Annotated in this window: 17 protein-coding genes and 10 pseudogenes; 10 read left to right on the top strand and 17 right to left on the bottom strand. The window is 67.6% G+C overall.

The window, feature by feature from the left end:
* Positions 1-93: 93 nt before the first annotated feature.
* The 3 genes from ACTWQR_RS52595 to ACTWQR_RS52585 form a co-directional block, all read right to left on the bottom strand.
* A complete protein-coding gene (locus ACTWQR_RS52595; RefSeq protein ID WP_443234470.1) occupies positions 94-1581 on the bottom strand; it encodes a nucleotide disphospho-sugar-binding domain-containing protein in 1488 nt (495 codons plus the stop codon).
* A gap of 132 nt (positions 1582-1713) precedes the next feature.
* The gene (locus ACTWQR_RS52590; RefSeq protein ID WP_443234469.1) at positions 1714-2601 is read right to left on the bottom strand and encodes an NAD(P)-dependent oxidoreductase; all 888 of its coding nucleotides are present in this window, start codon (positions 2599-2601) and stop codon (positions 1714-1716) included.
* A gap of 544 nt (positions 2602-3145) precedes the next feature.
* Positions 3146-4189 carry an IS110 family transposase gene (locus ACTWQR_RS52585; protein WP_443234468.1) on the bottom strand — a complete coding sequence of 348 codons (1044 nt, stop codon included), beginning with the start codon at positions 4187-4189 and terminating at the stop codon, positions 3146-3148.
* A 308-nt stretch (positions 4190-4497) separates the two neighbouring features.
* On the opposite strand from ACTWQR_RS52585, the pseudogene ACTWQR_RS52580 reads away from it, so the two are divergent.
* Positions 4498-4710: pseudogene (locus ACTWQR_RS52580) on the top strand (hypothetical protein); the annotation flags it as partial.
* Here ACTWQR_RS52580 and ACTWQR_RS52575 read toward each other — a convergent pair.
* The gene (locus ACTWQR_RS52575) at positions 4637-5356 is read right to left on the bottom strand and encodes a DinB family protein (RefSeq protein WP_443234467.1); all 720 of its coding nucleotides are present in this window, start codon (positions 5354-5356) and stop codon (positions 4637-4639) included. The pseudogene ACTWQR_RS52580 and the gene ACTWQR_RS52575 overlap by 74 nt on opposite strands.
* A gap of 111 nt (positions 5357-5467) precedes the next feature.
* Positions 5468-5641 (bottom strand): annotated as a pseudogene (locus tag ACTWQR_RS52570) (IS256 family transposase); the annotation flags it as partial.
* 41 nt (positions 5642-5682) lie between these two features.
* On the opposite strand from ACTWQR_RS52570, the pseudogene ACTWQR_RS52565 reads away from it, so the two are divergent.
* A pseudogene (locus ACTWQR_RS52565) lies at positions 5683-5859 on the top strand (hypothetical protein); the annotation flags it as partial.
* A 243-nt stretch (positions 5860-6102) separates the two neighbouring features.
* Here ACTWQR_RS52565 and ACTWQR_RS52560 read toward each other — a convergent pair.
* Positions 6103-6363: pseudogene (locus ACTWQR_RS52560) on the bottom strand (transposase); the annotation flags it as partial.
* 15 nt (positions 6364-6378) lie between these two features.
* Positions 6379-6828, bottom strand: a complete 450-nt coding sequence (locus tag ACTWQR_RS52555; protein ID WP_443234466.1) for a transposase family protein — start codon at positions 6826-6828, stop codon at positions 6379-6381.
* Between the two features lie 145 nt (positions 6829-6973).
* Between ACTWQR_RS52555 and ACTWQR_RS52550 the strand changes: the two genes are divergently transcribed.
* Both ACTWQR_RS52550 and ACTWQR_RS52545 read left to right on the top strand, forming a co-directional pair.
* The gene (locus ACTWQR_RS52550; protein WP_443234465.1) at positions 6974-7603 is read left to right on the top strand and encodes a hypothetical protein; all 630 of its coding nucleotides are present in this window, start codon (positions 6974-6976) and stop codon (positions 7601-7603) included.
* Positions 7604-7869: 266 nt separating this feature from the next.
* Positions 7870-7992: pseudogene (locus ACTWQR_RS52545) on the top strand (IS5/IS1182 family transposase); the annotation flags it as partial.
* A gap of 35 nt (positions 7993-8027) precedes the next feature.
* On the opposite strand, the gene ACTWQR_RS52540 reads toward ACTWQR_RS52545, so the two are convergent.
* A complete protein-coding gene (locus ACTWQR_RS52540; protein ID WP_443234473.1) occupies positions 8028-8393 on the bottom strand; it encodes a hypothetical protein in 366 nt (121 codons plus the stop codon).
* 499 nt (positions 8394-8892) lie between these two features.
* Here ACTWQR_RS52540 and ACTWQR_RS52535 point away from each other — a divergent pair, with 499 nt between their 5' ends.
* Together ACTWQR_RS52535 and ACTWQR_RS52530 are read left to right on the top strand one after the other, a co-directional pair.
* Entirely contained in the window at positions 8893-9144 is a 252-nt protein-coding gene (locus ACTWQR_RS52535; RefSeq protein WP_443234464.1) for a Scr1 family TA system antitoxin-like transcriptional regulator, read from the top strand.
* 237 nt (positions 9145-9381) lie between these two features.
* Positions 9382-9981: a hypothetical protein gene (locus ACTWQR_RS52530; RefSeq protein ID WP_443234472.1), complete on the top strand. Its 600-nt coding sequence runs from the start codon at positions 9382-9384 to the stop codon at positions 9979-9981.
* 278 nt (positions 9982-10259) lie between these two features.
* Here ACTWQR_RS52530 and ACTWQR_RS52525 read toward each other — a convergent pair.
* A pseudogene (locus tag ACTWQR_RS52525) lies at positions 10260-11791 on the bottom strand (ISKra4 family transposase).
* 45 nt (positions 11792-11836) lie between these two features.
* Positions 11837-12436 (bottom strand): hypothetical protein, encoded by a 600-nt coding sequence (locus ACTWQR_RS52520; protein WP_443234463.1) that lies wholly within the window; start codon positions 12434-12436, stop codon positions 11837-11839.
* Between the two features lie 296 nt (positions 12437-12732).
* Between ACTWQR_RS52520 and ACTWQR_RS52515 the strand changes: the two genes are divergently transcribed.
* Positions 12733-13086, top strand: a complete 354-nt coding sequence (locus tag ACTWQR_RS52515; protein ID WP_443234471.1) for a TetR family transcriptional regulator C-terminal domain-containing protein — start codon at positions 12733-12735, stop codon at positions 13084-13086.
* Between the two features lie 461 nt (positions 13087-13547).
* On the opposite strand, the gene ACTWQR_RS52510 is transcribed toward ACTWQR_RS52515, so the two are convergent.
* Positions 13548-14327, bottom strand: coding sequence for a helix-turn-helix domain-containing protein (locus ACTWQR_RS52510; RefSeq protein ID WP_443234462.1), 780 nt, complete (start codon positions 14325-14327; stop codon positions 13548-13550).
* 590 nt (positions 14328-14917) lie between these two features.
* Here ACTWQR_RS52510 and ACTWQR_RS52505 point away from each other — a divergent pair.
* A pseudogene (locus tag ACTWQR_RS52505) lies at positions 14918-15100 on the top strand (IS30 family transposase); the annotation flags it as partial.
* Positions 15101-15104: 4 nt separating this feature from the next.
* Positions 15105-15392 (top strand): annotated as a pseudogene (locus ACTWQR_RS52500) (integrase core domain-containing protein); the annotation flags it as partial.
* Between the two features lie 160 nt (positions 15393-15552).
* Here the strand turns inward: ACTWQR_RS52500 and ACTWQR_RS52495 are convergent.
* From ACTWQR_RS52495 to ACTWQR_RS52470, 6 genes and pseudogenes are all read right to left on the bottom strand, one after another.
* A complete protein-coding gene (locus ACTWQR_RS52495) occupies positions 15553-15939 on the bottom strand; it encodes a toxin Doc (protein ID WP_443234461.1) in 387 nt (128 codons plus the stop codon).
* 3 nt (positions 15940-15942) lie between these two features.
* Positions 15943-16185 carry an antitoxin MazE7 gene (locus ACTWQR_RS52490; RefSeq protein WP_443234460.1) on the bottom strand — a complete coding sequence of 81 codons (243 nt, stop codon included), beginning with the start codon at positions 16183-16185 and terminating at the stop codon, positions 15943-15945.
* A gap of 33 nt (positions 16186-16218) precedes the next feature.
* Positions 16219-16470: a hypothetical protein gene (locus tag ACTWQR_RS52485; protein ID WP_443234459.1), complete on the bottom strand. Its 252-nt coding sequence runs from the start codon at positions 16468-16470 to the stop codon at positions 16219-16221.
* 1012 nt (positions 16471-17482) lie between these two features.
* The gene (locus ACTWQR_RS52480) at positions 17483-19723 is read right to left on the bottom strand and encodes an ATP-binding protein (RefSeq protein WP_443234458.1); all 2241 of its coding nucleotides are present in this window, start codon (positions 19721-19723) and stop codon (positions 17483-17485) included.
* 124 nt (positions 19724-19847) lie between these two features.
* Positions 19848-20202, bottom strand: a pseudogene (locus ACTWQR_RS52475) (transposase); the annotation flags it as partial.
* Between the two features lie 147 nt (positions 20203-20349).
* Positions 20350-20499, bottom strand: a pseudogene (locus tag ACTWQR_RS52470) (dihydrofolate reductase family protein); the annotation flags it as partial.
* A 50-nt stretch (positions 20500-20549) separates the two neighbouring features.
* Here ACTWQR_RS52470 and ACTWQR_RS52465 point away from each other — a divergent pair.
* Positions 20550-21344, top strand: a complete 795-nt coding sequence (locus tag ACTWQR_RS52465) for a hypothetical protein (RefSeq protein WP_443234457.1) — start codon at positions 20550-20552, stop codon at positions 21342-21344.
* Positions 21345-21351: the final 7 nt, after the last annotated feature.

Genomic DNA, 21351 nt, shown 5'->3' with positions numbered 1-21351 from the left:
CGCGAACGCCTCCAACTCACCACGCACCACAGCAATCTCGTCCGGAGTCACACACACTCAACGCCACACCGGGCCGGAAGGACACGCACCACCTCAACCGACCTGACCAAGCCCTACTAGTGTCCTGGTCTTGTACCGAGAGCTCATTCGCTCGAGCAGCGGAACGACGTCATGGGGACTCGGAGTGGCAAGCATTCGGTCGTGGATTCGGTCGGCACCGGCCTGGAACGAGGGCTCGGCCAACACACGGGCCAGCTGCTTGCTCAATTCGTCGGCGGAGTGCTTCTCTCGGTCGAGGACAAGCCCAGCACCGTGCGCGAGGACATACTCCGACGTGGGCGGCGCATCCATGTGCTTGTGGGTGAACGACGTCAGGGTCCCGTCGTCGTGCTGGACGACGATCTCGGCCTCCCCGTCGGTGATGAGCTGTGGAACCCGCATAGCCGCCGACGCCGCAAAGGTACCGATACCGCCGTGGTGAATGATCGCCGAGCAACTCGGCAGCAGTTGGTTGAGCGGTAGATAATCCACCGCCCGCACGTTTCGCGGCACATGGATGCCCGCGGTTTGCTCCTTGTCCAAGGTGGCCACCACTTCGATGTTCAGGTCGGCCACGCTGGCGAGCATCGTGGTGATGAGGGCCTCGCTGTCCTTGAAGAACTGTCGCACCGACACACCCAGCGAGATTGCAACCCTGGGGCGCTCGGCAGCCTCCCGCAGCCACTGGGGGAGGGGGCCGGTGCCGGTGAAAGGCACCCAGCGGACGGGAACGGTAAGGGCGTTGGTGGTCAGCTGCATCCCGTTCGGCAGAGGGTCGATCGTCCACTGGCCGAGGAGGAGCTCCTCGTCCACGTCGATGCCGTATCGCTCGGCCACCGGCCTGACCGAGTGCAGCAGTGGGTTCTCCACCCGAACCGCGCCACCGCTGTGTACCAGCTTGGCGAACCGCTCGGTGACCCAGCCCCAGTAGTCGAGACCCCAAAGCAAGCGGACATGGGCGGCACCCGATACACGTGCCGCCACCGCCGCCGACGGCCAGCACGGATCCCAGATCACGAGGTCCGGCTGCCAGGCCCGGGCGTACGAGACGAGATCGTCGATACCTGGCTGCGGCGCGGAGGGCGAGGCGTGCGCGGGGTGGAAGTCCCAGATGGCTGGCAGGATGAACCGACGGAAGATGTCCCAGGGGTAGTCCGACGGATGGACGCCGAGTGTCTTCTCGACCCGGTCAAGCTCCTCGTCCATGGCAGGTGGTACGGGGCGGGTCGCGGCACGGGGTGTGGGCATGCTGCCCGCGTCACCGAGCGGCACCGCGGTGAGGCCCACCGAGGAGATGGTTGCCGCCATGTTGGGGTGGGAGGCGATGACGACCTCGTGCCCGGCGCTCTGCAGTGCCCAGGCGAGCGGAACCACCGGATAGAGATGCGCAGGAGCGGGCCAAACCGCCATGAGTACTCGCACAGAACTCTCCCCATACCCGAACGCCACGACGGCGATCAATTGTCTAAGTAGTGTCAACAGACTGTCCTGTTCCGGAACAGCCGATCCGGAAACAGTCAGGACGTTACGGGGAGAGGGCAATTGGCCCTCCACTGCCGGGTAAGAGACCAGTCATGGGCGTAGACAAGTATTCCCAGGAGACCGTCACCTGTCGGTCTCCTGGGAATCGGACGCAGCCCTGTGCCTTCTGGTCCGGCCGCGCCTCTTGCTGGACTAGGCCGTCTGCTCCGGCTTCCGGATGACCTCGATCAGTGCCGAGATGCTGTGGTCGCGGTGGCCCTCGGCAATGGCACGTTCGAGCAGGTCGACCATCGGCTTGTGCCAGCGGACGTCGATCTTGGCTTCCGCACCGACCTGTGCGTCGCTGCGCGTTCCCTCGTAGAAGGTGCCGACCGTGGCGAAAGGCTTGGTGTAGTCGCCGCTGTCGATCTCCTCGGCCAGCAGCGGAAGGGTGGACTGGATCATCTCCAGCCACTTGACGGTGTAGTCCACCATCGTCTTGGCTTCCAGACCGCGCTGGGTGATCAGAGCGGCGCCCTGGAAGAAACCGATGAGGGCGGGCAGGAGAGTGCCACCGACGGCCAGTTCGTAGAGGGCGGCGAGGTCCACGTCGGTGCCGAGGTGGACGGTGTCACCGCCCAGCACGCGCAGAGTCTCCACGTGCTCGTCGAAGGTTGCCCTGTCACCGCTGTAGTACAGCAGCGTGTCGGGCAGGCCCACGGCCTGGGGCACGTTCTTGACCGCCCCGTCGAGGAACCGGGCACCGTGGCCGGTCGCCCAGTCGGACATCTCACGGGCGCCGATGGGGGATCCGGTGTTGAGGGTGATCAGCGCGCGTCCGGCCAGCTGGGCCACGGCCGGCTCCAGAGCCTCGCGCGTGGCCTCGTACGTGGTGAGGCATGTGATGACCAGCGGGCTCGCCGCGATCGCGTCCTCGATCGCCGACGCGTGGACCGCCCCCTTGGCGACCAGGGGAGCTGCCTTCTCCGCGCTCCGGTTCCACACGGTCGTCGAATATCCGGCCGCGACGAATGCCTCGGCAAGCGCCGTGCCCATCGAGCCCAAACCGATCAGGGTCACTGGCGTGCGGTGGTCAGCCATGTTTCGCTCCAGTCCACAGTGAGATAAGTCGAAATCGACAGAGGAGCGCCATGGTCCTCGACCCGTAGCGATCTCGGTCCGGCGCTCGCTCCATGCTGTGACCTGTGCGCGCATCCTCTCAAGTCGCAGCCATATTGTTTGTCACATACCTTTTCGTAAGTATGAGATCGCCCCCCTCTCTGTCATCCCTGAAGGAGTGGGGTCGGTCATCCCTGAAGGAGTGGGGTCGGTCAAGTGGTCGTCTTGTCCGGTCTTCTCCTGGTTTCCGGCTGCGTGAGGGCAACGCGATATACGGCGCGGGCCTTGGTGCCGTGCCGAGGTAGGGGTGTGATGTTGTGTGTCTCGCCCCAGTGGTGTGGTCACGTGGTGGGCAGGCTCGGCTGCCGGTCATCCCTTCGCGGGCACGCGTCCAGTCGGCGGGCTGGACGGGCCTCTGCATGGGGCGTTTCGCGACGGCCGACAGGATCGGATCAGACTAACGGCCACGCCGCCGAGGCGGGAGCCAGACAGAGAACGATCGCGCGTCGGCCGTGTTCCGGCCTGCTCACGCTGTGGCCATCTTCGCCAGGCAGCGGACTTCGCCGTCGCGCAGGGCGTAGTAGACCAGGGTGAGCAGTTTGCGGGCCGCGGCGGTCTTGGCGGTGTTGCGGGCGCCGGAGCCGCGGCGTTGGGTGATGCGGTCCTTCAGCCGCCTCATCGGGGTGTCGGCGGAGCATCGCTGGACCGCCTCCACGCAGGCCCAGCGCAGCAGCGGGGAGCCCTGTTTGGTGATCGGTCCGCGGTGGACCTTGGTGTCTGAGGCGCGGTGACGCGGGGTCAGTCCGGCCCAGGAGCAGAGTTGTCCGGGACTGGCGAAGCGGGTGACGTCGCCGATCTCGGCGACCAGCACGGCGGCGAAGACCGGGCCGATGCCGGGGATCGTCTGCACCGCGCGGTAGCCGGGATCATCGGCGAGCGCCCGCGCCGTGTGCCTCTCGAGGTCGCTGATCTCCCCGAGGAAGGCGATGAGCCTCATCAGCGAGGCGACCCGGGCCCGGTAGGGGCCGGGCAGCGAGAGCCCTGCCAGCCAGTCGCCGCCGGCCCGGCCGAACAGATCGGAAACCGGCGTGTGGAGCCCGGCCTTGGCGAGGACCGCGTGGACCTGGGTCTTTGCCGATGTGCGGACGTTGAGCAGCTTGTGGCGGTAGCGCACCAGCTCCCGCAGCTCGCGGATGCGGGGCGGGGCGATCCATGCCTCGGGCAGACGTCCCATGCGCAGCAGGTCGGCCAGGTTGGCCGCGTCCTTGTCGTCGGTGTTGACCCGTCGGTAGGTGAACATCTTCACTTCGAGCGGATGGGCGAGATGGACCTCGGCCCCGGCCTCCGCCAGGGCGTCGGCGGCCCAGTACCACCCATAGGTCGCCTCCAGCACCACCTTCGGGTGCGGGCCCGCCTTGGCGACCTCCGCTTTCAGCGCGGCGGGACTGTTGTCGATCCGTACCCGGCCCAGCCGCTGTCCCTCCGGGGTCATGCGCAGCAGCACCGAGCGACGGGCATGCAGGTCCATGCCCACGATCTGGGGTCCGTCGTAGGCCTGCTCACGGTCCATCAGGGGCCTCCTGTCTGTGGACGGTTGATTTCTTCTCCTGGACCGAGCATCGTCCGCACCCGGCCGGAGCGGGAGGCCCCGCTCCTTCATCGCATCAGCCTTGGGTGAGACGTCCCGTTCTACGGGCTTTAGCGCCTTGATCTGGCCCCACTTGGAGGCTCGACAGGAGCGCTACCCGGTCCACCTCAGGGCGTCGTCGAGCGGCGACGCGAGCTGGACACGACCATCGCCGCCGTTCGCGCACTGATGGACCGCATCGCCGGCCTCCAGGCGGCGCACCTCCACCAGCTCGCCGCGCTCCCGACGGCCGCCCGCCCGGCCAGCACCTAGGTCAGGCCCGCCGGATGCTCGAGAAGTACCGCGTCCAGCTCTGGGCTCAGCAGCTTGGCATCGCGCAGACGGTCAGCGAGGCCGGTATCCGCACCGATGCTGCGTCCGTAGCCGGCTCTACGCGGTGTTCTGTGCCTCGATCAGGTCGAGGTCGCGGACGCAGAAGCTGTGGTGTGCGAAGGTCTCGTTGAGCACCGTGCTGAGGCACTGCCGCACGAGGCGGCCCCGGGCGTACGGCGGCCAGACATCGTCGTCGGGCACCGGCGCTCGCGCTGCGAGCTGCACAGTGGTGACCTCGTCGAGCCAGGCCTCGAGCTCGGCGGCCTGTGCGTCACGCACGCTCACGATTTCGTCGAGGGCCGGATCGAGCTTGAGGTCAAGGCCGTGCGCTCCACGGTAGGGCTCGACGGTCGTCCCGATGCCCATCGGCGTGAACCGCTGCGTCGAGCCCAGGCAGCAGCGGCGGAACCACGAGTCGTGGACGAAGACCAGGTGGCGCATCGTCTGCACCGCCGACCACTCGTCGTTCACGCTGCGGCGCTCGATGCCGGGCGTATGGCGGATTCGCTCGATCGTGGCGGTCCAGCCGGCATGGAGCTGACGCGATGCCTCACGCAGATCGGCAGGGTCCTGGGAGCGGATCAGCATCCGCACCGGATGACGCCGGTCGAGCTCTGCCTCGACGTACTCGGTGACCTCGACACCGTTCACCACGAGGTTGGTGACGAGCCCGTCGATCACGGCATCCTGCATGACGACGCCGATCAGGCGTGCCCCGGTCAGATCGCACTCGCGGAACTCCGCACCGTGCAGATCCTCGTCCACATACCGCGTCATGCTCCGCATACTAGTGCCGCATCAGGCTACGTTCGCCCTGTTCACGACCTCGCGGAGGCGTTCGTCGGCGGCGTGCGGGTCAAACGAGCGGTGTAACTGGGTTAGTTGGGGTTACTGACGGGCCGCTGAGAGGCGGCCGTCGAAGGTGATGTCGTCGAAGGTGATGTCGAAGGCGTTCAGTGCGGTTTTCCAGCGCATGGTCCAGCGGGCCTGTCCCTTTCCTGTGGGATCGAGGGACATGATCGCCATGTAGACGCACTTCAGGGCGGCCTGCTCGTTGGGGAAAAGTCGACCCGGGCGAGTCGGCCGCCGAGGCTGCGGCCCGCGAAGCCCACGAGGAGGCGGGCGTCACGGTGGCGTCTGTCGTGGTGCTGGGGTCGCGCATCCATCCGGTTCGGGCTGGCGGGTGGTGTACGTGGCCTGCCGGCTGTTGTCGGGGACGGCTCATGCGGCGTCGCCTCGGGAGGTGGCGGAGGTTCGCTGGGTGCTGGTCGACCAGCTGACCGTGCTGGTGCCGGGCGGGGTGTACGGGCCGGTGCAGGCGTGGCTCGACGAGCTGACTGCGGACTGACGCGACGCCTGGGCCAGCTGAAGAGCCCATTCGGCCTGGTACGGCGGCGCTTGATCTGGATGGCCTGGCGGGCTGTGGGGAAGAGCAGGTTATTCACGGTCGCGACCTTGATCCGTCGGATCTCTGCCCGGCCGTGGCCGACGCCCTTGAAACGGCCCTGCAGCGGGATGTTCTTCCAGGGAAGGGACTTCAGCTGCTTGCACAGCTTCTTCTGGGTGCCCTTTGCGATCACGACGTAGTGGGCCTCGCGGCCCATGAGGTACTCGGCGTGCTCGCGCTGGGTGTGGAGCGCATCGGCGGTGACGACCACCCCGGCGAGGTCCGCAACCGCATCCAGCAGCGGCTGGAAGCGCCTGACTTCGTTCGTCTTCTCGTCCACGTCCAGCTGGGCCAGGACGGCGCCGGTGCTGTGTTCCAGCGCGGCAAGAAGGTGGATCTTCCGGCCCTTTGCCTAGGCGGCGCCGCGCAGGCTCTTGCCGTCCACGGCCAGCCCCCGAAGCTTGCCCGCTTGCGGTCGGCGGTCGGCCAGCCAGCAGCCCACCGCCCGGTCCAGCGCGTCGCCGTCGAAGCGGGCCAGCAGCCGGCGGACCGCGGTCTCCAAGGGCAGCGCCCACCGAGGCTGGAGCGGATCGGAGCAAACGCCGAGCCGGTCAAGCACGTGCGCGGGGGCATCGGCGATCCATTCGCCGACCGCCAGCAGCGAGGTCGCTCCGGCCAGTACGGCGCATGCGGTGAGGGCGAGTACGGCGGCGAGAGCGTGGCGCACACCGCGAGGATCACGCGGGTCCGGGACCTTGGCCAGGCGTTCCAGCAGGCCCGGGACCTCCACGGGGGCGACCGCGGGCTGCTGCCGGAGCTGGTCAAGGGCAGGCGGGATCAGGGATGATGCTTCGGCAGGCACGGTCTTCCACTCGGAGCACGGGGCGTGGACAACTCCATGATCTTGGAAGCCATGTCCGTCGACTTCCCTGAACTGGCTCCCACTTGACTGAACACCACGATCCGCACGTCACCGACAACGCCGAAGCCCTGGGAGACTGACGCTCGTGGAGCCCCAGATCATCGTGAGTCTGGCGTCTACAGGAGTCGCAGGGCTGGCGGTCGTCGCGAGTCTGGTGACGACACTGCTCTCCCTGCGCGCACAGCGAGAGAACACGCGCGACACGCTCGACACGCAGGAGCGACTGTCCGCCGCGCAAGAACGCGCGCTTCACGAGCGATCACATGCGCAGGACCTACGCGACAAGCGAGCTGAGCCGTATCTCGCCTTGATCAAGTGGGCCGACCAACTGCTCGAAGCGCTCGACGAACTGGACGAAGTCGCCAAGCCGTACTTGTCAGTCGAGGAATGGAACATCAGCCCAGACGTCGACAACCTCCTCGACCTCTACGCCTCCGACGTCATCCACGTGCGGTACGCCGCCCTCCGCGGCAAGCTCATCGGGCTGGTCGCCACGGACGGCCCGCGGACTCCCAAGCTGGTGTCCTGGACGGAGTCGGAAGGCGAGGTCGACAACGTCAATGTCGAAACCGGGTCGCCATGGAGCGCCTGGCCCGAACGAGCGGAAGCCCGTGCCCAGCTGACGGACGACGCCATAGATCTCATCGCGCAGGTCCGGGCCGAATTGCAGGGGAGAACGAGTCGTGGATACTTCATCATCTGGCGGTTGTCGTGACAGACCGAGAGCCAACATAGATCACGGACTGACGTGATAGGCGTGCTCCGAGGAAGCCCAGAACCGGGGGTGAGCGACTCCACGACCCGCGCCGCACGCTCACTCACCTCAGCCCCACATGGCCACAAACCGGATGCGACGCGACTACGCCGAAGCCCTGGGTGGGCCCCGCCCGCGTCCCAAGGGTGCTCCCGAAAACCCCCGCCGTGCCCGTGCGTGCGCTTCTACCGGGAATGGATTTCCGATAAGGCGTCCTTGGCCTCGGTATGGGGCGGGGTACGTGGAGTTGGATTGTTCCGGACGGCCTGTGGGAGATCGCCAAGCCGCTAATTCCTCCGTCGACAGTGCGGCCGCAGGGCGGCGGAACGCAGGACACGCCTGATGGGACACCACGTAGGACACGGTCCTATTGGGCTAGTCGTTGTTACAGGTGGCGGTACACCGCTTTATCCAGGCCAAGCGCAAAGATCTCCACCTGCCCTGCCTTGTTTCTGGCAGCAGTGATCTCGCTGGACACTTTATGATCGATCTGCAGCGTTTCCCAGCCCGAGTAGTTATTGCTGTTGGGGGCCGCTTGAACGCTTCTGCGCACCGCACCGTCTTCGCCGCGAGCAAATATCTCCAAGCGCCCCGCGCCGTTCCGGGCCGCCGCAACATTACTGGTCATGTTGCCGCCCAGAGACACCCAACCTTCGCCGTTCCAGCCTCCGCCACCTTGCCAGCGGTGCCATACCGCATTGTCCGTGCCGCGAGCGAATATTTCGAGCCGTCCGCCTTCGGCGCGAGCCACCCCCACATCCAGGGGCGCTGGATGCTTCCCTTCCTCCGGACTTCGGCGCAGGCGCTGATCGCAGCGACACAGGCGGCCACCAGCAGGTACCGACGCCGCTGACGCGGAGCCCTAAAAGTGAGGATGATCCCCCAGAGGGAAGCATGAAGAAGAGCCAGACGAACACGGGACCGGGTGCCACGGCTCGTCACTGAGGAGAGCCGTGACGTAGACGGCGCCGTAGTAGGCCAGGACTATGCGGCAGATCTTCTGCACCGTGGCCCGGGTATCCCACCACCAGTATTCGCGAAGCGCGACTCGGATGTGTAGGGGCAAGGCGATCCACGCGTAGCCCAACACGCCCAGAGCGCGCTCGACGGCATCGATCTGGTCTTCCACCACCTTGGTGCGGTGGCGACGGTAGGCGAGGACGGGGCCAGGGGCGCGCATAAGGCGGTCGAACTCCTTCGGGTGTAGCTCTCCTGTAGGGAGCTTTGCCCAGTCGTAGAGCCCGCAGGCCGTGCTCGCCGCCCAGCTTGACCGGCTTATCGGCGTCATCGGGTTGCACACAGTGGAGCTGGCCATCGTGCCGTTCTCCGCTTCACTGAAGCTCGCCCCGGGCCACGGCTTCTGGATGTACGGCGAGCGGCTGGTGGTCGTCGAGGACCGCCACGCCGAGCTGCGGCTGGAGGACGCGGACAGCATCGCCGTCTACACGCGCACGCGGAGCATGTTCCACGTGCGCGCTCGGCACGTCCTCGACGTCACCTGATCCGGCCGCCCGGTCGAGAGCGCACCCGGTCGGGGCCTGCGCGCACTCCGGTGTGGGTCAAATGACCGTCACACTCCGCCACCGGGCCGGAATACGCTCTGGCATGTCCGGCTGTGTGGTCGGTCATTTCTCGAAACCATCGACCGTTCCAGGCTGCCGTATCGGACAGCTTTCGTTACCAGTGAGGTAGTAGTAGTGCACAAGGGACGTATCGTGTTCGCGGCTGCTCTGGCCACCATGGGGCTCGGGCTTTCGGCCTGCGCCGGCGACGAGGGAGGGCCGGTGGCGCAGGATTCGCCGGCGGCGTCGGCCCCGGCCTCGTCCGCGCCGAGCAGCGAGAGCCCGACTGCCGACAGCGGCGACGACAGTGCCGCGCCGGCCGAGGGCGACGGCACCGCGCCGGGCACGGAACTCAAGGTCGGCGACAGGGCTGTCCTGCCCTTCGAGTACACGAGCGAGAAGAAGGGCACCATCGCCGTAACCGTCACGGCGATCGAGAAGGGCGCCGAGGCCGACATGGCCGCCTTCGGTGAGAAGGCGAAGGGAATGACGCCCTACTTCATCAAGATGAAGGTGGAGAACGTCGGCGGCACCGACCTGTCCTACGCGTCGCTGAAGCTGGACGGTGTGCTGGAAGGTGGCGCCGGGACGGGCGTCGTACTGTTCGGTGACATCCCGGGCAAGTGCGACCGCGAGAGCGCGCCGACCGAGTTCACCACCAAGGGCGCGTCGTACGAGACCTGCGCGCTCAGCGCCACGAAAAGCTCGCCCATCATCGGCGCCTCGTTCGACGAGGGCGACGCGTACCGCGACAGCCCGGTCGTCTGGACCAACTGAGAATCGGCACCGGCCTGTACCTCGCCGGCCCGACCGCTGCAGCCGGTCCAGGTCACCCTCGCCCGGCCGGCCATGTCGTCCGGGCCGATCGCAGCGGCACCCTGACCTCCATGCCGGGCCGCCAGTTGACCGGACACCCGCTCGTCGTGTGGCAGCGGCGGGGGTGTCCACGGTGGCGGCAACTGGCCAGGTCCTGCCCGGCGTCCCGGCCTAACGTCCCAGCTGTAACACTCGCAGGCAACCCATTGGGGGTGGCTCTTCTGAAGTGACGTCGCCGGTCAGGCCAGGAGTTCGCAGGTGTGCTGGTCGGGCCGGGGGTAGAGGCGTTCGCGTTCTCTGTGGGTGTGGAAGGTCCAGTACTGCGGGAAGTCGCCGTTGCTGATGAGGGCCCGGAGGGTCAGGACGGCTTCGGCTCCGGAGACGCTCCACCGGCTGCCGGTGATATCGAGACGTTCGGCCACCAGATGACGTGCTGCTCCTTCGACGATGCCGCTGGCGATCGGCCATCCGGCCTCGAGGGCCTCGTCGTAGTGGACGAAGGCGGCGTTGTTCTCCAGGTAGCGGCAGGCCCTGTCCGCTGCGGCCCGTTGATCTGCGGACAGGCCAAGCCGGTCGGCTTGGGTGCGGATGCCGGCGACGGCGCCGAAGGCGTCGCCGGCCAGGATCCGGGCGGCCATGGCCCCGACCCAGGTCTCGGCGGCGGGATCGGTGGCGGTGTAGAAACACCGCGAGGCCGCCCATAACCTCTCGATCACGTGGACGATGTCGAGGACGACATGGATGTGACGCCGCGTCGGGCGGCCTCCGCGTGGATCAAGTCGAGCTGGTGGGCGGCGCCGTCGACCAGGACCACCCAGCACCGGTGGTGCTGCGGATCACGGGCTTGTGCCTCGTCGAACGCGGCGGCGATGACCTGGTCCGCGTCGTGTTCCACCGAGGCTGTGAGCCATTTCGCGCGGGCCTTCGGCCCCTTGCGCGGGGTGCGGCGGGTGGTGCGGCCGCCGGGCGGGGCGATGGTGTCGTGCGGGCGGCGCGGAGCCGGGTCCGCGTCGTGGACGACAGCCAGCGTGGCCATGCGCTTGCGGCAGGTCTTCTCCCCGGCGGACAGACGGGTGCGGAACGTGCGCGTCGCACGCTCTGCCGCCTTGCGTGTTGCTTCCCGCAGGTGATCCGGGCGCATCACGATCCTCTTGCCGTCGACGCTGAGCACCAGCGTCGTGCTGGCTGCCGGGGCAGGGGTGCGGGCGGCATAGAAGGCGGCGATGTCCACCGCGGCCGCCCGCACGAGCTGTTCGGCCTGGCGTTTGCCGACCGCCGGTGTCCCGCAGCGGCGTCCGATCGCCTCCAGGGCGCTGTCGTAGGAGCCGCGGGCGGCTTCCAGCACCACCAGCCGGCGCAGCCGCAGGCTCTGCCGCTCGCGTGGCAGCCCCAACACCTGGTCGGCCGGATAACAGTTGGGCAGTCCCAGGGCGCGCAGCGCGCGCCGGGTGACGGTCACCGGCCCCACCACGGTCGCCAGTTGGCGCCGGTGGCGCTTCTCCAGCCGGGTGCGACCCGCAGCGAGCCGGGCCCGGCCGTTCGCGTCCAGGGCCGACAGCTCGGCTTCCTCCCGGCGGGCGCGCAGGTCCAAGTGGCCCTGCAGGAGGAGGCGGGCCAGCTCCCTCGCCCCCTGCTCTGCGTCTTCCTCCACCCGCTCGTGGGACAGGAGCAATGCTTCGGGACGGGAGAGGGAATCGATGAGCGAAGTGAGGAAAGAAGCGGCTCGGTCAAAGGGGTCAGCCGCCGCGGCGGCCGCATACGCTCCAGGCAGCGGGCTCTCGCTTTTCAAGCGTGGAAGCGGTTGGCACCTTCGACGCTAGGGACGAGAGCCCGACCCCACACCGGCGCGGCCGCGCACGGCGGAGGACCCCGCCCGCTCCGGCGCATCCCCGTCCGCTGCCAGGGCCTCGCACGGCGTGAACAGTCCCGGCCCCTCCTCCGCCAGCCAGCCCCGCTCGACCAGCCGCTTCAGCTTCGACCGGAAGCCTTCCACCTTGCTTTTGTCCGTCGACAAGCCCAGCGCGGCACACAGGTGATGCGCCCGCATCGGATGCACCGCGTCCTGCAGAACCTCGACAATGTCCCGGTACGAACCCGGCAGCACCTCCATCCCCAGCCCGGGCGTCCACTGCGGCACCAGCCGCACCCCGACCGGCGAGCCCGCAGGGGACCGGTACTCCTCAACCCCCGCCCCGCCGACGTCCCCTTCCGCCCAGGCAACCGTGACCGTGTCATCACCGGACAGGATCTCGGTCATCGTCTCCCGCGTGATCTCCAGCCGGGACAACACCTCCTCCCGCTCAGCAAGACGCCTGCTCAACTCCTCGATCCTGTCCCGCAGTTCAGCGATCTCCTCCCGCGCGGCAGCCTCCCGCCGATCGAGCTCCTCCAGCCACGACACCATCGCCGCCTCCAAGACCGCGTCCTGGGACACGACGATCCGCCGTCCGACCACGAACGGCAACGGCGCACGGCATCACCAACTCACTGCAGAAGAGCCACACCCAAAGAGGAAGGCTGCGTTGGGTGTGAGGGAACTGGCGGTCAGGCTGGCGGCAGCACGAGCCGATGCGCCGCTGGCCCGGTAACCGGAGCGAGCCATGTTCGACCGGATGCTGTCGGCAGCGGCAGACGCTCCCCTTGTTGCGTACCTGTACACCCGGGAGGTATCGGTAAGTTCACGTTGCTGCGCCATGCCGCCCGGCAGCCGGCATCGACCGCTGGTTCGACGCGATCGTGGCCAACGGGACGCGACAGGACGCGGTGGGCGGCTGCGCGATCGGCTCGTTGGCCAGCCAGCTCAGCGGCCGGGACGACCTCACCCGACAAGCGTTCGTGGACGCCTTCGCACGCTGGGAAGCACCCCTCATCGCGGGCCTGCGCCGGATGCAGGAGTCGGGCGAGCTACGCCCGGACGCGGACGTGACGGAGCTGGCCGACCTCACCATGGCCGCAATCCAGGGCGGCCTCCTGCTGGCCCAGATCCGCCGTACACCGGACCAGCTCCGTCTCGCCCTGCGCAGCGCGCGGGCGGCCCTGGAGGACGCACTCACCCCGCTGCCCTGAACGCGGTCCACCTCCCGCTCAGCGCGGGCGACCCACCACGCCGTCCAGGGTCTCAGCGGTCGGCGCCGACCCCGCCCAAGCCTCCTCGACGATTCGGGTCACGGCCCCGAGGTCGACGGGACGCAGATTCGCCTACGGCGCGGCACACACCTCCGTGAAGCCCTGAACGAGAACCCCATAAGTTTCTGATCAATACCTGGGTGGCAGGTTCTCACGGAATGTCTGGATTCACGGGCCTCCAGATAGTGAAGCGAGCCGGTCTGGGAGTGGAACGCCATCATCCTGGTTGAACAGTCCAGGCCGACGCCGCCGAGCTTGTCCTGACGCTGCGGCGGTTGAGGTTGCTGGGCAAGTCTTTAACTCGTGGTGTTCTGCGGGGTGGTGACATTTGGTAAATACAGCACGGTCAACTTCCCGGCGTCATCGGTCAGTTCATGCGTCAGGCCCTGCTTCAGATCCGTTCAGCGTGCGGCCGATCCGGTCGAGCGGGCATATGCGGTGGGCGTTTGGCCGTAGTGTTTCTTGAAGGCGCGGATGAAGTGGCTGCTGTCGGCGAACTGCCAGTGGGCGGCGAGTTCCGAGATGCTCCACCGGCCGGATGGCGCGGTGAGGGCGAGCCGGGCTTCTTCCAGCCGCCGGTGGCGGATGTAGGCGGTCACCGACTCTCCTGCCGTGGCGAATGCCCGCTGCAGGGTGCGTACGGAGACGTTGAGCTCGCGTGCCAGCATCGTCGGGGACAGCTCGGGATCGGCGAGATGGCCGTTGGCGAGGTCCTTCGCGGCCCGGGTGAGTGCGGGAGCCAGCTGTGGTTCCACGTCGTCGAAGCGGCGCACCGCCACGGCCTTGGCCAGTTCGATCAGGGTGCTGTGGGCGGCATGCACACCGGCCGGGCCGAGGTCGGTGACCGTCTGCTGGATCATGCTCGTGTGGGCCGTCAGCAGGCGCATCTCGGCCGAGTCCGCCGGCCCGATGGCAGTCCGGTTCCCGAGCAGGGATCTGAGCATCGCGGAGGGCAGGAAAAGGAACTGCGCCGTGGTGTGCGGCGCCGTCTCGAAGGGCATCTGCCGCCCGAAGTGCCGGAAAAGGAACTGCCCGGTCGATACGGTGTGCTCGTCGCGATCGGGCAAACCGCCCAACGTCCATGCGCCGCGCCGCAATACGTGGATCTCCACCAGGTCCCGATCGCCGCCCTGGGGGTCCGCGATCCGGGTGGCCGACGCCAGGTGGAGATCAGCGATCACCACATCGCGCACCCTGGCGACGGATCCCTTGACCCGGAAGTCGGCGATCGTGGCCGGGCTGAAGGCCGGCAGGGGGAAGACATCGCCGATCTGCGTCTGCCATCCACGACGGAAGGCATCGAACCCTCGCGGTGCCGCAGGGGACCCTGGAATCCACGGCGAACACCCCGCGCGACCTGTCGGTCACCGATCCAGTGCTGTGCATCTCCGGTGATCCACCTCGTGTCCGATGTTCCGACGCCTTCTTGTGGCGTACATGTTCTGTCTCGACGCCGCTGCGGTTCAAGTGCCTGCCGTGCCGAGTGGCCCTGGTGAACGTTCGATCGGTCGTACGGTGAAGGCATGGGCAGGGAGGGGGGCGCCGCCGGATCAGCCAAGCGCCGAGGTGGACCTGGTCGCCGAGGATCTCTTCGGTGTGGTCCTTGGGCCGCGGTACGCGAGTGGAGCTCCACCCGCTCAACCAGTCCCAGGTGCCGCAACGGCCTGTCCGTCGACGGCGGCCGCACCCGAGGGGGAGAGGAGGTGGGGGCCTTCCCCGTGATCGTGGACACCGGTTGTCATGCGGCGGTGGCAAGCGTAGTTGATCGCTGCTGCTGCGTCAGTACTTCCCGAAGGGCACCGATCTCTCCCGGTGGTCGTCCACGGACCTCGAAGCCGTCGCCATGGCGATCAACAACCCGCCCCGCAAGATCCTCGGTTGGCGGACGCCGGCCGAGGTCTTCGAAGAGCAGCTACGCTCGTTGCAACAGCCCGATGTTGCAACGACCAATTGAACTCGCCCAATATGTGTCGAAGGAGTTCGCCCAGGTCTGCTCGGAGCTGGGTGTGACCAGATCACGCGGCGCGGTCGGCACAAGCGCGGACAACGCCGCCGCGGAGAGTCTGAACGCGACCATGAAGCGCGAGACGCTCCAGGGCCGCAAGCGGTGGAACGGGGCCAGTGAGGCCCGCCTCGCGGTCTTCCGCTGGGCGACCCGCTAGAACACCCGACGACGGCACTCCCGCCTCGGCCAGATCAGCCCGATCACCTACGAACAGCGATCAACTACGCTTGCCACCGCCGCACGACAACCGGTGTCCACGATCACGGGGAAGGCCCCATGGGACCGCGCGGCGAAGTCCCCGAGCCCGACTGGCCCAGCAAGATACTCAAGGACTACTGGGCTGAAGCTATCGGTTGAGAGCGTCGAGCGAGCGTAGGCAGTCCAGTCGCGGGGATGCTTGGCTACGTGTCGATTCGCAGATCCCGGAGTCGCTCGGCGATGCCGTACGAGTCCAGGCGCAAGGCACGGATGTCGTTGATCAATTCGCGCCACAGTTCGAACCCTGTGTCCACGTTCTCCCCGGAGAGCCCCAGGTAGGCGATGGACAGGCCGTAGCCGAACAGCTCGTTTCGGGACGGGAGCGGGCGCAACATGACGCACTCCTCCAGGAACACCGCGGCCCGCCAGAATGCGTCTGGGTTGTGCTGGTCGTGGCGAGGTGGATCGACCTTGTGGCGGGCCGCCATGCCGACCAGCACGGAGAAGTCGTTGACCCTCAGGTCGTCCGGCAGGAGCTCTTCCTGGCGTTCCAGGAACCACCGGTAGTCGACGAAGTACTCACCTGACACAGGTCAGGCCGCCTGGCGGGCGCCATGTGGGGCCGACGTGGGGCCCCCGAACTCGGCGTCGAAGGCCGCCACCGTCGCAGGGTCGCCGGTCACGCGGCGGAAGATCGCGGCGCCCGCATCCAGGGCCCGCTCGCGCTTCTTCTCCTCAGCCACTTTGGCGAGGTAGTCCGGGACGGACAGCCCCGCGTCGGCGGCCAGGTCTTGCAGCGTGTCCCTGGTCGTGTCGTCGATCTCGAGTTCTGCCATGGTCCGAGTATGCCGTGCGGTACCCCGTCAGCACTAGCCGCTGAGAAAGCGCGCTCTGACCTGCACGTTTAGAGCTCGGTTTCCTCGACGAACGGGGACGGCGTCGAACGGGTCCTTCCTACTGATGTCGCTCGTGCCCTCTGGCCGGTTGTACACGTCGTCGGCGAGGTTGGAGTCCGCATTCCAGTCGCCGGCCTGGTTGCGCTCGGCGAGCGGTACCAGGGCCTCGGCCATGTTGGTGTTCGGGCCTGCCAGCAAGTAGCGGGAAGTGCCCATGGTCGTCATCGTTCCTCCGGATCACTGTGGGGTTGACGTAAAGCGCAATCCCGTTTGCGCTCCGAACGTCGACGGCCGTGTTCTGTTGCACCTGCGGCACTGCCTAACCTCGCGCTTTCGCGCGCCCAGCAGACTCGGAGGTCTTTGTGATGTAGCTGATCTTGAGTCGTAAGCTCGTTGTCGCCTGCCGGTGGAAGTCCGGTCCGGGTAGCTGCCAGGAGGCCCGGTAGCAGACTGGCGGCGTCGGGGGGAAACGCCCGGCGTCGAAGCCCAGTGTCGAAAGCCCTGCAAGGGGGAGCAAAGCAGCGGTCCGTAGCATCACGCGAAGTCTGCGGCGTCGTTAGAGGCCCGCCTCTCGGGGCGGGGACAGGGAGTGCCGAGCCCCCGAAATCAGGGCGAAGGCCATGGAAGCGGCGAAGGTCCTGGAGATGCAGTCGTGAGGGACTCCCCGGCGTATGGGTATGGAACGTTGCGACGGTGACAGCGGGAACTGGGGAGGCCCTCCCCGGCCCGGCGGCCTGCGGACAGGTGCTGCCGGAAGCTGCGCGTCCTATAACCGGGTGATCCCCGGGAAGTGGGCGCGAGCCGGGTGGGCGTCGGAGGCGGCCGTAGTACCGCGATGAGCCGGGGGACAACACAACCGCCGGCCAGGGAAGGGCCGCTGCTTCGTCGATGTGCAGGTTGTCTGGAGGGGCTTGGTGAGTGCCGTTTCGGCTAGTTCCGCCACGTCGGGATCCAAACGCCCTGGCGGTGGCCGCCACCCCGCTGGAGGCGGCACGGGCCCAGCACACGGTGATTCCCGGCGAGAGGACCGCGGCAGCCATGGTACACACCCTGACCATGGCGGCGATGACCCTGGCTCTGCCGAACCCGGGCGGGTTCAGCGCGGTGATTTCGTGGGCTGCGCCATCCTCCGCAAGCGTCGACCCCACGGCCATCGCCGCGCCGCTCACACTTGAGCGGTGCGGTACCAGGACGCCCGCCCGGGGGCGGGACGCGGTGACACCGGACGCCGGCCGGTTCATCGTGGTGTCGGTGGCGAAGACTCCGCTTTGGTCCGCATCTCCTTGGCCCGTGCCACGTGCAGGGCGTTCAGCATGTCGGCGGACTGGGTCCAGCTGGCCCGTGCCCCCTCAACGTCTCCTAGCTCCATCTGAGCGAAGGCGAGATGGTCCAGCACTTCGGCTTGGCTGTAGTCGTCGAGAGCCTCCCCGTAGAGCCGCAACGACGTCTCGTAACTGGCGATTGCGGCTCGGGAATCTCCAAGGCCCTGTTGGGCGTAGGCGATGCCGTCCCAGGCGGCCGCCTCGAAACGGAGGTTGCCGTGCCGCCGCAGCAGGGGGATCGCCTCCTCGCACGTGGCGATGGCCTCCTCGTAGCGGCCGACCTTGGCAAGGTCCCATCCCACATCGGACAGTGAGCGAGCGACCTCCTCGCGCTGTGACAGAGTGCGATAGAGAGACAGCGCACGCCGAGAGTGCGGCAGGGCCTCGGTGTGACGCTCCTGGCGACCATAGAGCCAGCCGAGGTTGCGTTCGGCTCTAGCTTGGAGTACCGGGGACAGGCGGTGACGATGTGTGAGGATCATACCTGTCGGCTTGTCGGCCTCCTCAGAGCGTCCCGTCTCGATCAGAGCGCGCGCCAAGTTCGCGCTGCTGCGCACGATGGCGGCCGGGTCGTCGAGTGTGAGGGCGGCGTCGAGTGCGATGCGGGCGGTAACGGTTTCCTCGGTCCAGCGGCCGACGACGGAGTTGTAGCTCACCCATTCCAGGGTGACATTGATGCGATGACGCAGTAGCTGCGGGTCGGTCAGCAGACGCAGGGCGGCGGAGGCGGTCGATTCTTCCTGCCGGAACCAGGCCAGTGCCTGTTCACGGTCGTCCAGGGTGACCTGGATCACTCCCGGGACAGGGGTGTCGGTCATTTCGGACTTGTAGCGTGAGACGAACCGGTTGGCGGCGTAGGCGCTGTGACGCAGGTAGTCCAGCAGGCGGGTCTCGGCGGCGAGCCGGTCGTCTTTGTGCTGTTCGATGAGTTCGGTGCCGTAGTCGCGGACGAGGTCGTGCAGGATGTAGCGGCCCTCGGCGTCGCGGGAGAGGAGGCTGGCGGAGGTCAGTTCCCGCAGGTGCCGACGGGCCTGGGGCATGTCGGCTCCGGCGAGTGAGGCGGCGGCCTCGGCGGACAAGGCGGGTGCGGGATGGACGGCGAGGCGGCGGAAGAAGCGGGCGGTCGCGTCGGGCAGGGCGTGGTAGGACCAGGAGAAGACGGCGCGGACGTCGCCTTGCCGGTCGTCGGCGGCCAGGGCGTCCAGGCGGGGCCGGGTCTCCCGTAGTTCGCGCACGCCGGCTCGCAGGGGCATGTGCGGGCTGGCGGCGAGCTGTGCGCCGACGACGGCGATGGCCAAGGGCAGGTGTCCACACAGCGCGGCGAGTTCGGCGACGGCTTCCGGTTCCGCCCGGCAGCGGTGGTCACCGATCCGGGCGGCCAACGCGGCCACCGCTTCGGCGGGTGACCATACGTCCAGGCCGATCAGGCGGGCGCCCACGGTGGCGGATAGCCCGGACAGCTGGTTGCGTGAGGTGATGATGGTCAGACATCCCGGCGAGGCGGCCAGCAGCGGCCTGACCTGCTGAGAGTCCCGCGCGTTGTCCAGAACGACGATCAGCCTCCGGGAGGCGACCCGTTCCCGGAACAGCGCCTCGCGCTCCCGGGTGCCGCTGGGTATCTCGTCGTTGTGCATGCCCAGCGCGCTGAGGAATCCTCCCAGTGCCTCGCCGGGTTCCAGGGGCCGCCCGGAGTCCTCGAACCCGCGGAGGTTGACATACAGCTGGCCGTCCTCGAAACGGTCCGCCACCTGGTGCGCCCAGTGCACCGCGAGGGTCGTCTTGCCCACCCCGGCCATGCCCCCGATCACGGCGATGGCGACACACCCCGTCTGCGTGGCGAGTTGGTCGGTGAACGTACGGACGGTCGTCAGCGCGGTGTCGCGGCTGCGGAACACCGCGAGATCGGGCGGCAGTTGCTGGGGGATCTGTGCTGTGCGTCGTACCGAGGCCTGGACGAGTCGCCGCCGCTGGCTCTCGTCGAGTTCCAGGGCGTCCAGCAGCTCGTTCAGCGTCGTCTGGCGCGGCAGACTCTGCCCGCGTTCCATGTCGCTGATGGCGCGGACACTCACGCCCGAGACCTCGGCCAGGTTCTCCAGCGTGAGCAGCGACCGCCGCCGCGCCTCACGCAGGAGTTCGCCGAACGTCATGTTGCCCATTTCCCGCCCCCCGGGAGACTGACCCTGGACGTGACCGCCGGGAACCGGCGTCACACCTTCGCGACGATGCAGAACCTAGCAGTTGTGGAATGAGTGTTCACCTGCAGATCTCGTATGCTGATAATGCGGCGGTGGATGCGGTGATCAGGCGGGAGACGGTCGGGTCGGAGGCGACCGGGCCGAAGAGGGCCGGCTCGCACCGCAGCATCGCGACGTCTGCGAGGCAGTCCCCGCCCAGTGCGACCGCCAGGGCGACGTCCAGGAGGATCTTTCCGGGATCGTGGACGGCCCCGCGGCTTCCGCCACGGAGCCAGGGCCTGGGATATGGCCTGGTCGAGGCCGGTCTTGCGGACCGTTTCGACGAGCAGAACCGACCCGGCCTGGGAGACGACCTGGCGGCCGTCGTCCTGGACGCGGACACGGGGGGGGGTAGGACCGTCGTCGGCAACGTCGCCGACCCCCTCTCCAAGAGCATCCACTCAACACACGCGACCTCGTGTCGCACCTTCACCTGGAAAGTGCCTTTGATTTCAGCAGGAACAAGGACCTCGACAATCATTATTCTTGCTGGTCAGAGGAACGTTCTGCTTACCTGACCGCCTGCCGGACAGGCCGCTTCATGAAAGCGCGAGGTTAGAGTCGCCGATCGCGATGTCGCCGTCCCCCGGCTCGGCTCGCAGCCGCTCGATCTCCTGGGCCAGGGAGGCCAGGCGGGCGTTGCCCTGCACCGCCGGCAGCGTCGTGGAGAACACCGCTTTTGGATGCGGCTTCCAGATCGTTCAGCTGTGGGTGTGCGCTCGGGTGGCAACGGCGTGAGCATGAGGGTATGGACGCACGTCTCGAGGTGTCCCGCACCGTCGTTGCGGCTGTATTGCTCGTGGTCATGGCCGCCTGTTCCGACAACTCTGACCAGGCTTCCATGAAAGGGACCACGGCCCCGAACACCCCCACAGCCCCCGTCGCCCCCACGGTCGGAGCGCCGCCGGGGGCGGAGGTGCTCGGCACAGTACGGACAGGCGAGCCGTTCACCGTGACGGTCGTGTACAGCGACCCCGCCGACGATCCAGACCGTTGGCAGTTCACCGTGCGCAGCGTGATCTGCGGCAAGCCGCTGGACCCCGCCGTTATGGCCCATGCAGCCGAGTCGGTCGGCTCACCCACCCCCACTCCCACGCCCGAGGCCAGCAAACAGTTCTGCGTCGTGGCCATAGACGCGCTCAACGTCGGCAAGAGCGAGGCGGTCTGGAACGCCGACAGCTCGGTGAGCCTGAACGTCGGCGACACCCGTTACACCCAGTCGCAAAAGGACTCCGCCTACGCCTCGGACTACGCGCAGTACTACAGCAGTAAAGGACAGGTTGGGCCGACGTTCGGGCTCAACCCGGGCAGCCGGGGACCGGAGCATGGAATCTTCCAGATCCCGACAGGACAACAGCCGACCAGCATCTGGGTCACCTCCGGCACAGCCATCACAACGATTGACGGCGTGGAGCCGGGCTATCTAGTAGCGTGTCGCTGCTTAGTTGTGGCATGTCTGGTTGGGAGGTTGGTGTCTGGCAGATTCCTTCCCCTCTGTCAGACGGGATTGTTGTCATGGGTTCGCAGAAGAAGCGGCCGGTGAGGTTGAC

Origin of the sequence: Streptomyces sp. 2A115, from assembly GCF_052245575.1 — a bacterium.
In the GTDB taxonomy this organism is placed as follows: Bacteria; Actinomycetota; Actinomycetes; order Streptomycetales; family Streptomycetaceae; genus Streptomyces.
The sequence above is the reverse complement of the archived record's forward strand: the minus strand, read 5'-3'. Positions and strand labels throughout refer to the sequence as shown.